This is a genomic window from Duganella sp. 1224 (assembly GCF_013408245.1).
Taxonomy (GTDB): domain Bacteria; phylum Pseudomonadota; class Gammaproteobacteria; order Burkholderiales; family Burkholderiaceae_D; genus Rugamonas.
In genome coordinates this window covers 36,139-48,969 of the sequence record NZ_JACBYS010000008.1, presented here as the reverse complement: position 1 = coordinate 48,969, position 12,831 = coordinate 36,139, and the positions used below count along the sequence as shown (strand labels likewise).

Sequence of the window (12,831 nt, the reverse complement as noted above, 5' to 3'; positions counted from 1 at the left end):
TTGAAGGTTCTGGCACTTCCAATTCTGTAATTTGGTGTCGCCATTCCAAAAGCCGCCCTTGCGCCGCCGCCGTAGAATGCTTCGATCATTCACCCACAAGGCGCATCACAATGACCCAACCATCCCGCACCGGCGGCCAGATCCTGGTCGACGCCCTGAAGATCCACGGCGTGGACACCGCCTTCGGCGTCCCCGGCGAGAGCTACCTGGACGTGCTCGACGCCCTGCACGATTCCGACATCCGCTTCATCATCAACCGCCAGGAGGGCGGCGCCGCCTTCATGGCCGACGCCTACGGCAAGATGACGGGCAAGCCGGGCATCTGCTTCGTCACCCGCGGGCCGGGCGCCACCAATGCCTCGATCGGCGTGCACACGGCGTTCCAGGATTCGACGCCGATGATCCTGTTCATCGGCCAGGTGGGCAGCGACTTCATCGACCGCGAGGCGTTCCAGGAAATCGACTACCGCCGCATGTACGGCCAGATGGCCAAGTGGGTGGCGCAGATCGACCGCGCCGACCGCATGCCGGAATACATCGCGCGCGCCTTCCAGGTCGCCACCAGCGGCCGTCCCGGCCCGGTGGTGCTGGCGCTGCCGGAGGATATGCTGACCACCCGCGCGACCGTGGCCGACACCGGCCGCTATCAGCCGGTGCAAGCCTCCCCTTCCGCCGCGCAGATCGACGCCGTGCGCGGCCTGCTGGCCGGCGCGAAAAAGCCGCTGGTCCTGCTGGGCGGCGGCGGCTGGAATGCGCAGGCCTGCGCCGACATCCAGCGCTTCGCCGAGGCCAACCACCTGCCGGTCAGCTGCGCCTTCCGCTTCCAGGATCTGCTGGACAACGAGCACCCGCACTATATCGGCGACGTCGGCATCGGCATCAATCCCAAGCTGGCGGCGCGCGTGCGCGAGGCGGACGTCATCCTCGCCATCGGCCCGCGCCTGGGCGAGATGACCACCAGCGGCTATGCGATCCTGCAATCGCCGGTGCCAGCGCAGCGCCTGATCCACGTGCACGCCGACGCCGAGGAGCTGGGCAGCGTCTATCAGGCGGAATTGATGATCAACAGCGGCATGCCGCAGGTGGCGGCGATGCTGGCGGCGATGCCGCCGCTCGACGCGTCGGCATGGCGGCACACGGTGGCCGAGGCGCGCGCGGAACTGAAGGCATGGCAGCAGCAGCCGGCCATTTTCCTGGACGGCACGGCGCCGCTCGACCTGTGGCAGGTGGTACAGCAGATCGACCAGCTGGCGCCGCACGACACCATCATCACCAACGGCGCCGGCAACTACGCCACCTGGGCGCACCGCTTCCACAGCTACGGCGGCATGCGCACGCAGCTGGCGCCGACCAGCGGCGCCATGGGCTACAGCGTGCCGGCCGGCGTGGCGGCCAAGATCATCGATCCGTCGCGCACGGTGATCACCTTTGCCGGCGACGGCGAGTACATGATGAACGGCCAGGAGCTGGCGACGGCGGTGCAGTACCAGGCCGGCGTCATCATCATCGTGTTCAACAACGCCATGTTTGGCACCATCCGCATGCACCAGGAGCGCGAGTATCCGGGCCGCGTGTCCGGCACCACGCTGCACAATCCGGATTTTGCCGCGCTGGCGGCGGCCTACGGCGGCATCGGCGAAGTGGTGACGCGCACCGCGGAATTCGCGCCGGCGCTGGAGCGCGCCCTGGCGCACACGCGCGACAGGCACCTGCCGGCGCTGATCGAGCTGCGCTACGACGGCAACCTGATCACGCCCGGCGCTACGCTGGAAACCATCCGCAAGCATGCGCAGGCAGCGCACGCCGCCAGATCATAAGCCGGCGGTGGTGGTGGAGCCGCTGTCCAGCAGCGGCTTGTCTTCTTCTTTTTCCTTCTTGACCTTGGGCGCGGGGCAGGCGCGGCACACGCCGGCCTTGCGGCTGAAGTCGGTCACCAGCGGCAAGCGCATCGGCACCGCCTCGTCGCCGCAGTAGCCGCCATCCAGCACCAGCGTCTTGCCGCCGTCGGCCAGCTTGCCGCTGATGGTGCGCTCGTCCTCGTCGGGCGGCTGCACCGTGAAGTACAGTTGCTGGCCGCGCGGATCGATATTCACGTCGCTGGCCACCACCGGCCAGCTCAGGCCGCCGGCCGTGTATTCGTACAAAATCGTGTCCACCTCGGCAAAGCGCTGCAGCGTGATGCGCTGGCCGCCGAACTCGCCGCTGTCGGCGTGGATGCATAAATCGGAAAACACCAGCATGCCATAGCGCGGCAGCACGCCGGGCTTCTTGCTTGCCTTGGGCGCGGCCAGCACGGCGCAGGAGGCCAGCAGCAACAGGGCGCCGGCAAACAGGACACGTCGTGTCATTCGTTGTCGCTTTCAGAAATGAACAACGGCTGCACCAGGCAGCCGTTGTTGAATCTAAACCTGAATAATCAGATTAGAAGGTGTGCTTCAGGCCCAGGTTGAAGGCCTTGTCGCCCGAACCGGCTTCGGTGTTGTTACCAACGGTGTAGCCTGCGCCGTTCTTGTTCTTGATCTTGGCGTAAGCAACGTAGGTGCTGGTGCGCTTCGACAGAGCGTAGTTGTAGCCGATGGCCCACTGGTCAGCATCGCGGTTGAACGATTCCTTGTCGTTCTTGCGGATGTACGAAGCCATCACGGTGCCGGCTTCCGACACTGGCGCGGTCAGACCCACCAGCGCGTCGTTGCTGTCTTTCGACGGCGCGAAGGTGTAGCCGTAGAACGAGGTCGACGCGTTAGGACCCGAGGTGCCGTTGATCGGCGAGCTGCCGTAGCCCTTGTCTTTCGAGAAGGCGGCGTACAGTTTCACGACCTTGAAGTCGTAGTTGGCAGCGACCAGGGTGTTGTGGCCAACGCCAGCGCTGACGGCTGGGGTGGTGCCAACAGCGGTGGTGTCGTTGTTCTTCATGTTGTACGCAACAGCGATGTTCAGAGGACCGTTGCCGTAGGCCAGCGAGCCGCCCACTTGACGGGCTGCCGACGCGTCGCCCTGCTGCTCGCCCAGGCTGTACGATACAGCGCCGGTGAAGCCTTCCAGGTTAGGGGTCTTGTACACCACAGCGTTCGAGTTACGGGTCATGTAGCTGGCGACCGGGAACAGGTTTTTCGCGGTACCGGCGTAGCCCATCGCGAATGGATCGCCGATGTCGCGCAGGGTTTCGTAGTACGGGGTGTACTGACGGCCGATGGTCAGGGTACCAGCGGTTTTCGACGACAGGCCAACGAAGGCTTCACGGTTGAACAGCACGTTGTTGGTGTTGTCCAGGGCGCCGTCGTCCACTTTCACGCCAGCTTCCAGCTTGAAGATCGCGCTCAGACCGCCACCCAGATCTTCGGTGCCTTTGAAGCCGATACGCGATGCCGAAGCGGCGCCGCTGGTGACTTTGGTGTTGTTACCTTGTGCGCCGCCGCGTTCAGCGGTGATGCCGGCATCCAGGATGCCGTAGATGGTCACGTTCGACTGAGCGAAAGCTGCGGAGCTGGTAGCTGCCAGGACGGCGATAGCGATAAGGGATTTTTTCATTACGTGTTTCCTTCAGTTGTGTTGCTGTAAAAATAAGCCAGTAGTGCGGCGTGTTCGGTGCTTCACGGCTTAGCGCCGTTGTGTGCGTGAGGGCAAACTCCCCAGCTGCCACTGTGCATCCCGACGTGGGATGCGTTCACTAATCGCGGCCGATCAATTGTCGCCGGCTTTATCGCAGCGCCTCTTGAGCGCTGGAGGCGGCACTATACTGATGCCAAGAAACTTCAACAAGTGTAAAACCATTCATAGTGAATCGTCTGCATACTTGTCGCTTTTTCAAAGCAGCGGTATTTTAGCGCATCGCAATATTTCCTGCCGATCAAGCGAAACAGGCTGGATACCCTACGAGGAACACGGTGTTGACACCACTTCTTCGTCGGACCAAGTAAAAATAGCCACATTGCTATTTCTGACGTTATTTTATACTGAACCCGACGCGCACTCGCCTCTCCCGAATGGTATTAAGCTAACAACTCCGGACTTTCTTCGGTAGTTTTCTCAAGCAAAATAGGCCATAAACCAACTTTGTCCCTAGGATTGCCCCTTTATTTATGTAGTAAATTTTGTAAAAGGCGCAGAAAGTTGCACGACGTTACCGATTTGTAAGAAATTGCTACCTGTTGTTTTGAAGCGACAAATCGGTGCATCTTCTTGCACATCCGCACCGTCTTGGTGCATGAAATTGATTCATTTCGTCGCACGCAACAAGCAGCCAGATTATTTTTGGCGGCGTTGAAAGATTTTTGTCCTGAACAAAATCGGGCGAAAAACGATATTCAGTTAAATAGTTCTTTATGCCAACTGTGTGTCTTGGACAAGGGGATTTGCCCTTGGAAAGAGTCGGCCACAGCGGCTCGGAACGTCGCACTTCGCTGTGAAAAACGCAGGTAGAATGCAGGGCGCACCCCGCCCCCGTGCACCTTTCCTATATCTGATGACGAATAAAGTTTCCCCACAAGCCGTGCCCAGCACGATCAGCGACGTCGAACGCGATACCGGCGTGGCCAAGGAAACCTTGCGCGTGTGGGAAAGGCGCTACGATTTTCCGCAGCCACTGCGCGATCCCAATGGCGAACGGGTGTACCCCATCGAGCAGGTGCACAAGCTGCGCCTGGTCAAGCGCTTGATCGACCTCGGCTTCCGCCCCGGCAAGGTGATTCAATACAGTACCGACGAACTGCAGGCGCTGACCGGCAAGGCCAGCAGCAAGGGCGACGCGCCGTCGGCGCCGGCGCCGGAACTGCAGCTGTATCTGGACCTGTGCAAGAGCCACCAGATGGAAGCGCTGCGGCGGCGGCTGTCGCAGGCGTTGCTGATGATGGGGCTGAAGAGCTTTGTCATCGAACTGGTGGCGCCGCTGACCACGCTGATCGGCGAGGCCTGGGCCGCCGGCCAGTTGGCCACGTTCGAGGAACATTTATATACCGAGTCGCTGACAGTGGTGATGCGCAGCGCGATCTTTGCCATGCCGCAGGCCAACGCCAGCAACGTCGGCGCGCCGCGCATCTTGCTGACCACGCTGCCGCAGGAACGTCACGGCCTGGGGCTGCTGATGGCCGAGGCCATGTGCGTGGCCGAGGGCGCGCACTGCATTTCGCTGGGCGTGCAGACGCCGCTGCTGGATATCGTGGAGGCGGCGCGGGTGCAGCGGGTGGATATTATTGCGCTGTCGTTCTCGGTGGCGATGAATCCGCGCCAGGTGCTGGACGGGCTGGCGGAGCTGCACACGCGGCTGGCCGGCTGCGCCGATTTGTGGGCTGGCGGGAACAACGCGGCACTCAAGCGGCGCCGGCCGCCGTTTGTGCGGGTGTTTGAGCTGGCGGATCTGGCCGGGGCGATACGCGATTGGCGGACGCGGCACGCCGCGGCGTAAGTTAGTCCCCCTCTGTCGTAGTGCGGGTTGGGCTCTGGTAAAATAAGCAAACTCCGTGCTGGCCAGCACCCCAACTACATATCCATGTTCAGCTTCTTCAAGAAAAAACCTGTCGCTCCCGAAGCGCCTGCGGCGCCTGTCGTCGCCCCCGCGGCCGCCCCGGTCGCCGCCGCGCCCGATGTTCCCGACCTGCTGCCGATCGAGGAACCCGCCGAGAAAAAACAATCGTGGATGGCGCGCCTGAAAGCCGGCCTGTCCAAAACCTCCAACAACCTGTCGGTGCTGTTCGTCGGCGCCAAGATCGACGACGACCTGTACGACGAGCTGGAGGCCGCGCTGCTGATGTCCGACGCCGGCGTCGACGCCACCGAATACCTGCTCGCTGAACTCAAACGCAAGGTCAAGGAAGACAAGCTGCTGGACGCCGCCGCCGTCAAGGCCGCGCTCAAACAGCTGATGACCGACCTGCTGACGCCGCTGCAGCGCCCGTTCGAACTGGGCCGCCACACGCCGACCGTGATGATGATCTCCGGCGTCAATGGCGCCGGCAAGACCACCACCATCGGCAAGCTGGCCAAGCACATGCAGACGCACGGCCAGTCGGTGCTGCTGGCCGCCGGCGACACCTTCCGCGCCGCCGCCCGCGAACAGCTGATGGTCTGGGGCCAGCGCAACAACATCACCGTCATCTCGCAAGCCTCGGGCGACCCGGCCGCCGTGTCGTTTGACGCCGTGCAGTCCGGCAAGGCCAAGGGCGTCGACGTCGTCATGGTCGACACCGCCGGCCGCCTGCCGACCCAGTTGCACCTGATGGAAGAACTCAAGAAGGTCCAGCGCGTCATCGGCAAGGGCATGGAGGGCGCACCGCACGAAACGCTGCTGGTGATCGACGGCAATACCGGGCAAAATGCGCTGGCGCAGGTCAAGGCCTTCGACGACGCCCTCAAGCTGACCGGCCTGGTGATCACCAAGCTGGACGGCACGGCCAAGGGCGGCATCCTGGCGGCCATCGCCCGCGTGCGCCCGGTGCCGGTGTACTTCATCGGCGTGGGCGAGAAAATCGAAGACCTGCAGCCGTTCGTGGCTGCCGAATTTGTAGAAGCACTGCTTGGCTAATCCACCTCACCAGACCTCTATGATCGAATTCAGGAACGTCTCCAAACAATACTCTTCGGAAGTAAGCGCGCTGCGCGACGTGTCCTTCACGATAGCAAAAGGCGAACTGGTGTTCCTGGCCGGCCCGTCCGGCGCCGGCAAATCCACCCTGATGAAGATGATCGCCGCCATGGAGCGGCCGAGCGCCGGCCAGGTCATCGTCAACGGCCAGGACATTTCCCGCATCAAGCCGGTGGCCGTGCCGTTCCTGCGCCGCAACCTGGGGCTGATCTTCCAGCAACAGCGGCTGCTGACCGACCGCACCGTGCTGGCCAACGTCATGCTGCCGCTGCTGGTGACCGGCGCCTCGAAGACGCAGGCCGAGCAGCGCGCCCGCGCCGCGCTCGACAAGGTCGGCCTCGGCGACCGCGCCGGCGCCCAGCCGCTGGCCCTGTCCGGCGGCGAGCAGCAGCGCGTGTCGATCGCGCGCGCCATCGTCAACCGTCCGCAGGTGATCCTGGCCGACGAGCCGACCGCCAACCTCGACCGCGCCAGCGCCAACAAGGTGCTGGACGCGCTCAAGGCGTTCAACTCGGTCGGCGTCACCTGCCTGATCTCCAGCCACGACGAGGTGATGCTGGACGCCGCCGCGCGCGTCATCCATCTCAACCACGGCCAGGTGGAGGTGCCGGCATGACCTACTGGTTCCGTCAACACCGCTACGCCCTGTCCGCCGCGCTGGTGCACCTGCGCCGTTCGCCGGGCGGCTTCCTGTTCAATATATTAGTGGTGGCCATCGCGCTGGCCCTGCCCTTCATGGGCGTGACGCTGCTGGACAATGTGCGGCCGATGTCCGAGTCGCTGTCGGTTGATCCGGAAATCTCGGTGTTCCTCAAGCAGGACACGCCGCGTGACCAGGCCGAAGCGCTGGCGGTGCAACTGCGCCAGGCAGTCAAGAACAAGCAGGCCAAAATCATCTTCACGCCGCGCGAAAAGGCGCTGGACAAGCTGAAGGACAAGAACGGCCTGGCCGACGTGCTGGCCACGCTGGGGGACAACCCGCTGCCGGACAGCTACGTGCTGAAGCTGGACGCCTTCCGCAATGCCCAGGCCGGCGGCGACGTCGACCAGCTGGCCGAACAACTGCACGCGCTGCCGGGCGTCGACACCGTGCAGGTGGACTCGGCCTGGGTCAAGCGGCTGGCGGCGCTGCTGAATATCCTGCGGCTGGCGCTGCTGCTGCTGGCGGCCACGCTGGGCACGGTGGTGGTGGCGGTGATTTTCAACACCATCCGCCTGCAGGTGCTGACCCAGCGCGAGGAAATCCTGGTCTCCAAGCTGATCGGCGCCACCGACAGCTTCATCCACCGTCCCTTCTATTACACCGGCGCGCTGCTGGGCCTGGGCGCCGGCGCGCTGGCGCTGGGCGCGGTGACGCTGGCGCTACGGCCGCTGAACAACGCCATTGCCGAATTCGCAAGGTTGTACGCCTCGGAATTCCAGCTGGCGCCGCTGCCGCCACTGGCCGTGGCCGCGCTGCTGGCGCTGTCCGCCACGCTCGGCCTGATCGGCGCCCGCCTGTCGGTCAGGCGCCATACCGCCCGTCTCAACTAAGCATGCAATTGAGTCCTGTCGCCCCTCCGTGCGTCCGCGCACGGAGGGCGCGCCTTCGGCGGGCTTAAGATGTTCTCCTGTGTTAAGCCCTCCCTAAGATCCATCGCGCATCCTAAAGATAAAGGAAGTCCCGATAGTGTTTTTACTATCAGCTTCATTGATTTTGGATGATTGGCACTCATCGACAGAGAGTGCTAATATATGTCCATCGGAGTACATAAGTGCTCATATGCAGTATTCAAGCGAAGGAAACGAAAATGACTATGATGTCCGTGGTACCTGCGAAAAACAGTGCTCTGGGACTCGGGTTTAGTGGCAACCTGGGTAACCTGGATGCCTACATTTCGGCTGTCAATCGCCTGCCGATGCTGACGCACGACGAAGAAATCTCGCTGGCCAAGCGCCTCAAGGACCAGGCCGACCTGGGCGCCGCCCAGCAACTGGTGATGTCCCACCTGCGCCTGGTGGTGTCGATTGCCCGCGGCTACCTGGGCTATGGCCTGCCGCACGGTGACCTGATTCAGGAAGGCAATATCGGCCTGATGAAGGCGGTAAAACGTTTCGACCCGGACCAGGGTGTGCGACTGGTGTCGTACGCCATGCACTGGATCAAGGCCGAGATGCACGAATACATTCTGAAGAACTGGCGCCTGGTCAAAGTGGCCACCACCAAGGCCCAGCGCAAGCTGTTCTTCAACCTGCGCAGCCACAAGACCAGTCTGGACGCGATGACGCCGGCCCAGATCGATCAACTGGCCAAGACGCTGGACGTCAAGCGCGAGGAAGTGATCGAAATGGAAACGCGCCTGAGCGGCCGCGACATCGCGCTGGAGTCGCCCAGCGATGACGAAGACGACAAGTTCGCGCCGATCGCCTACCTGTCGTCGGAAGCGCAGGAGCCGACCCGCGTGCTGGAAGCCGAACAGGTGACCCGTTTGCAGTCGGAAGGCCTGGAAGAAGCGCTGGGCAAGCTGGACGCCCGTTCGCGCCGCATCATCGAGGCGCGCTGGCTGGCCAACGACGACGGTTCCGGCGCCACGCTGCACACGCTGGCGGACGAGTTTGGCGTATCGGCCGAGCGGATTCGCCAGATCGAATCGGCTGCGCTGAAGAAAATGAAAGGCGCGCTGGCCGCGTACGTTTAAGTCTCACAGTCAGATCTCCCCGGCTGCCGCCCGGCGCTAGCGCGCCGCGCGGCACTTTTTTTTCCACCCCAACCGAAGGGGTCTGACCCCATGCGGGGTCAGACCCCGGCCGCAGCGGTGTGCGGGTTTCGCGGGTGCCGCATGCAGCAAGGCACCATCTATTTAGACCTTCATTGAGCTAGCGCTCACCCCATGCCGTTCGTGCGCCGCCCGCGTGGTCTTTTTGTTAAGCTTGCCTCCAATTGATGCAAGAGGCTCTCCCATGAAAAAAAACATCATCAGGCAACTGATCGTGCTGCCGCTGCTGGCGGCCGTGATGGCCATGCTCTACGCCTGCGGCGCCGCCAGCAGCCGCGTGCCGCCGGCGCCGGCGCCGTTCACCGCCACCTACGTGCTGCGCCAGGGCGCCAGCGCCACCATCGGCGCTGCCGCCGTCCAGCACAATGCCGGCGTCGCCGCCGCCGCGCCGGTGGTGCGGCTGGAACGCGTCAACGACAGCCGCTGCCGCGCGGACGCCGTGTGCGTCTGGGCCGGCTACATCAGCTTCAGCTTCGCGCTGCTGCAGCAGGACGGCACGGCCAGCAACTTCGTCCTCTCCGACAACATGCCCAACGGCACCCCCAGCATCAGCCGCGACGGCCTGACCTTCACGCTGGCCGGGTTCGAGCCGCAACAGGTGCCGGCAAAAAATGAAGCAGCGCCGGATTATCAGGTAAGCTTAAAGGTGAGCAACATTAACCCACCTTAAAGCTTGCCCAGATGACCATCCGCCCGCCCTTCCGCACCGTTCTCGTCTCCTCCATCATTGTTTCCCTGGCCTTGCCGGCCGCCGCCAAGACCCCGGTTGCCACCGGCACCGGCGGCGCCGTGGCCACCATCAGCGAGCCGGCCTCGCAGGCGGCCATCGCCATCCTCAACAAGGGCGGCAACTCGATCGACGCGGCGGTGGCGGCGGCTGCCACGCTGGGCGTGACCGATCCGTTCAGCTGCGGCATCGGCGGCGGCGGTTTCATGGTGATTTATCTGGCCAGGGACAAGCGCGTGATCACCATCGACCACCGTGAAACGGCGCCGGCCAGCTTCACGCCGACCGTGTTCCAGAAAGACGGCAAGGAACTGGACTTCGACACGGTGGTGGCCAGCGGCATGTCGGTCGGCGTGCCCGGCACGGTGCGCGGCTGGCACGAGGCGCTGGACCGCTACGGCTCGATGTCGTTCAAGCAGGTGCTGGCGCCGGCCATCGACGTCGCCACCAAGGGCTTCACGGTCAGCGACAATTTCTCCCATCTGGTGCAGGGCAACGAGGCCAAGTTCGCGCTGTTCCCGGCCACCGCCGCGCTCTACCTGCGCAACGGCAAGGCCATCCCGGCCGGCGCCACGCTGCGCAATCCGGACCTGGCCAAGGCCTACCGCGAGCTGGCGGCTGGCGGCGTCAAGGCCTTCTACAGCGGCAGGATGGCGCGCGCGATCGTCGACGCGGTCAACGCCCCGCCCACCGCGCCCGGCGCCAGGGTGGCCGCCGGCAAGATGACGCTGGCCGACCTGGCCAACTACGAGGCGCGCCTGCGCCAGCCGGTGCACAGCACCTACCGCGGCTACGACTTGTACGGCATGCCGCTGCCCAGCAGCGGCGGCGTGGCGGTGGCCGAGGCGCTCAACATCCTCGAAGGCTACGACCTCAAAGCCATGCCGCGCGCACAGGCCGAGCACCTGTACCTCGAAGCCAGCCGGCTGGCCTTCGCCGACCGCAATGCCTATCTGGCCGATCCCGAGTTTGTCGACGCGCCGGTGGCCGGCCTGCTGAACAAGGCCTACGCCGCCCGGCGCCGTGAATTGATCAATCCACGGCAGGCCAGCGCGCAGGCGCCGGCCGGCGATCCGTATCCGTTCCAGAACGACGTCAGCGTGCCGCTGCGCCCCAACGCCCCCAAGCTGATTGCCGAAGGCGCGCACACCACGCACCTGACGGTGTCCGACAAGGACGGCAACATCGTCTCGTATACCTACACCATCGAATCGTGGGGCGGCAGCGGCATCGTGGTGCCCGGCTACGGCTTCCTGCTGAATAACGAGATGACCGACTTCGATTTTTCCGGCCCGGCGCCCAATGTGCCGGAAGCCGGCAAGCGCCCGCGCAGCAGCATGTCGCCGACCATCGCCTTCAAGGACGGCAAGCCGGCGTTCTCGGTCGGCAGCCCGGGCGGCGCCACCATCATCACCACCGTGCTGCAAACGATCTTCAACTACGTCGACCTGGGCATGTCGATGCCGGACGCGGTCAACGCGCCGCGCCTATCGGAACGCAATGGCCTGGCGACCGATGTGGAACCGGGCTTCGCCGGCAGCGCGCAGGCGCTGGCGCTGGAAAAGACCGGCCAGCGCTGGAGCAAGGAGGCGGAGGAAATCGGCGCCGCCAACGCGCTGGTGTTCAATCCGGACGGCACGGTGACGGCGGTCAGCGAGGGCCATCGCCACGGCGTGGGCAGCGCGCTGGTGCAACAGCGCGCGCACTAGGCGCGTTGCGCCATCCATTCCTGCAGCGCGTTGACCGCCAGTTCGCAGGCCAGCAGGTGCCGCGGGCAGTCGCCGTTGCAGAACGATGGCGACGGCGGATCGAGGCGGCTGACCTGGCGCACCAGGAACGGCAGGTCGGCCCAGCCGCTGCGGCCTTCTTCCGGTTCACTCATCAGCGCGCGCAGGCTGTTGCCGATCAGGCCAGCCGCGTAATCGCGCACTTCGCCCGACAGCAGCAGCGGCAGATCGTAGGGTTTCATAGAGACTCCGCAGCTAAGCCATGATTAAGAATCTGCTCACAATATTAACGTCGGCTACACGGCCCGACTATCACTCACTTGGGAGAAGACATGAAAAAATGGCTGCGCGCAAACAAGGGCTTTCTGATGTTCCTGGCGCTGTTCGGCATCTTCCGCACCGCCGTCGCCGACTGGAATCCCATCCCCTCCTCGTCGATGCATCCCAACCTGCTGGAGGGCGACGTGGTATTCGTCAACCGCCTGGCCTACAACGTCAAGGTGCCGCTGACCGACATCGTCATCAGCCCCACTGGTGAGCCGAAGCGCGGCGACATCGTGACTTTTTCCTCGCCAGTCAACGGCACGCGCCTCATCAAGCGCGTGATCGCCCTGCCCGGCGACCGCGTCGAGATGCGCAACGATGAACTGATCATCAACGGCCAGGCGGCCGGTTACACGGCGCTGGGTCACGGCGTGGAAAGCATCCGCGGCGTCGGCGAGCTGGCCGCCGTGCAGGTCAACGAGGCGGTCGGCGACAGCCGCCATGCGATCCAGTTCCTGCCGCAGGTACGGGCGCGGCGTGATTTCGCGCCGGTCGTGGTGCCGCCCGGCCAGTACATGATGTTGGGCGATAACCGCGACAACAGCGAGGACTCGCGCTACATCGGCCTGGTGCCGCGCGCGCTGCTGATCGGCCGCGCCGAGCGCGTGCTGGCTTCGGCCGACATCACCGGCAACTGGATGCCGCGCACCGAACGTTTTGGCATGAGCCTCTATCCAAAGCAGTAGCCGGCGGCGCCGGCGGTGTTATGATGGCATAGTA

12 protein-coding genes are annotated in these 12,831 nt (G+C 64.1%); 9 read left to right on the top strand and 3 right to left on the bottom strand.

What is annotated here, in order from left to right; translation table 11 throughout:
* Positions 1-110: 110 nt before the first annotated feature.
* A complete protein-coding gene (locus FHW58_RS24210; protein WP_179675744.1) occupies positions 111-1,817 on the top strand; it encodes a thiamine pyrophosphate-binding protein in 1,707 nt (568 codons plus the stop codon).
* Here the strand turns inward: FHW58_RS24210 and FHW58_RS24205 are convergent.
* Together FHW58_RS24205 and FHW58_RS24200 are read right to left on the bottom strand one after the other, a co-directional pair.
* Positions 1,812-2,348 carry a hypothetical protein gene (locus tag FHW58_RS24205; protein WP_179675743.1) on the bottom strand — a complete coding sequence of 179 codons (537 nt, stop codon included), beginning with the start codon at positions 2,346-2,348 and terminating at the stop codon, positions 1,812-1,814. The two genes, FHW58_RS24210 and FHW58_RS24205, sit on opposite strands and share 6 nt — an antisense overlap.
* Positions 2,349-2,421: 73 nt before the next feature.
* Positions 2,422-3,528, bottom strand: coding sequence for a porin (locus FHW58_RS24200; RefSeq protein WP_179675742.1), 1,107 nt, complete (start codon positions 3,526-3,528; stop codon positions 2,422-2,424).
* A 934-nt stretch (positions 3,529-4,462) separates the two neighbouring features.
* Here FHW58_RS24200 and FHW58_RS24195 point away from each other — a divergent pair.
* The 7 genes from FHW58_RS24195 (at position 4,463) to ggt (ending at position 11,769) form a co-directional block, all read left to right on the top strand.
* Positions 4,463-5,401 carry a MerR family transcriptional regulator gene (locus FHW58_RS24195; protein ID WP_179675741.1) on the top strand — a complete coding sequence of 313 codons (939 nt, stop codon included), beginning with the start codon at positions 4,463-4,465 and terminating at the stop codon, positions 5,399-5,401.
* Positions 5,402-5,485: 84 nt separating this feature from the next.
* A complete protein-coding gene (ftsY, locus tag FHW58_RS24190; RefSeq protein WP_179675740.1) occupies positions 5,486-6,517 on the top strand; it encodes a signal recognition particle-docking protein FtsY in 1,032 nt (343 codons plus the stop codon).
* Positions 6,518-6,536: 19 nt separating this feature from the next.
* On the top strand, positions 6,537-7,193 hold the full coding sequence (locus tag FHW58_RS24185) for a cell division ATP-binding protein FtsE (RefSeq protein WP_179675739.1): 657 nt from the start codon (positions 6,537-6,539) through the stop codon (positions 7,191-7,193).
* Positions 7,190-8,110 carry a permease-like cell division protein FtsX gene (gene ftsX / locus FHW58_RS24180; RefSeq protein ID WP_179675738.1) on the top strand — a complete coding sequence of 307 codons (921 nt, stop codon included), beginning with the start codon at positions 7,190-7,192 and terminating at the stop codon, positions 8,108-8,110. Before FHW58_RS24185 ends, ftsX begins: the two co-directional genes overlap by 4 nt.
* Positions 8,111-8,367: 257 nt before the next feature.
* Complete coding sequence (gene rpoH, locus FHW58_RS24175) at positions 8,368-9,255, top strand: RNA polymerase sigma factor RpoH (RefSeq protein WP_373996725.1); 888 nt, start codon at positions 8,368-8,370, stop codon at positions 9,253-9,255.
* 262 nt (positions 9,256-9,517) lie between these two features.
* On the top strand, positions 9,518-10,003 hold the full coding sequence (locus FHW58_RS24170; protein ID WP_179675737.1) for a hypothetical protein: 486 nt from the start codon (positions 9,518-9,520) through the stop codon (positions 10,001-10,003).
* A gap of 11 nt (positions 10,004-10,014) precedes the next feature.
* On the top strand, positions 10,015-11,769 hold the full coding sequence (ggt, locus tag FHW58_RS24165; protein ID WP_179675736.1) for a gamma-glutamyltransferase: 1,755 nt from the start codon (positions 10,015-10,017) through the stop codon (positions 11,767-11,769).
* Here ggt and FHW58_RS24160 read toward each other — a convergent pair.
* Complete coding sequence (locus FHW58_RS24160; RefSeq protein WP_179675735.1) at positions 11,766-12,029, bottom strand: hypothetical protein; 264 nt, start codon at positions 12,027-12,029, stop codon at positions 11,766-11,768. The two genes, ggt and FHW58_RS24160, sit on opposite strands and share 4 nt — an antisense overlap.
* A 90-nt stretch (positions 12,030-12,119) precedes the next feature.
* On the opposite strand from FHW58_RS24160, the gene lepB reads away from it, so the two are divergent.
* Positions 12,120-12,797, top strand: coding sequence for a signal peptidase I (gene lepB / locus FHW58_RS24155; RefSeq protein WP_179675734.1), 678 nt, complete (start codon positions 12,120-12,122; stop codon positions 12,795-12,797).
* Positions 12,798-12,831 lie beyond the last annotated feature (34 nt).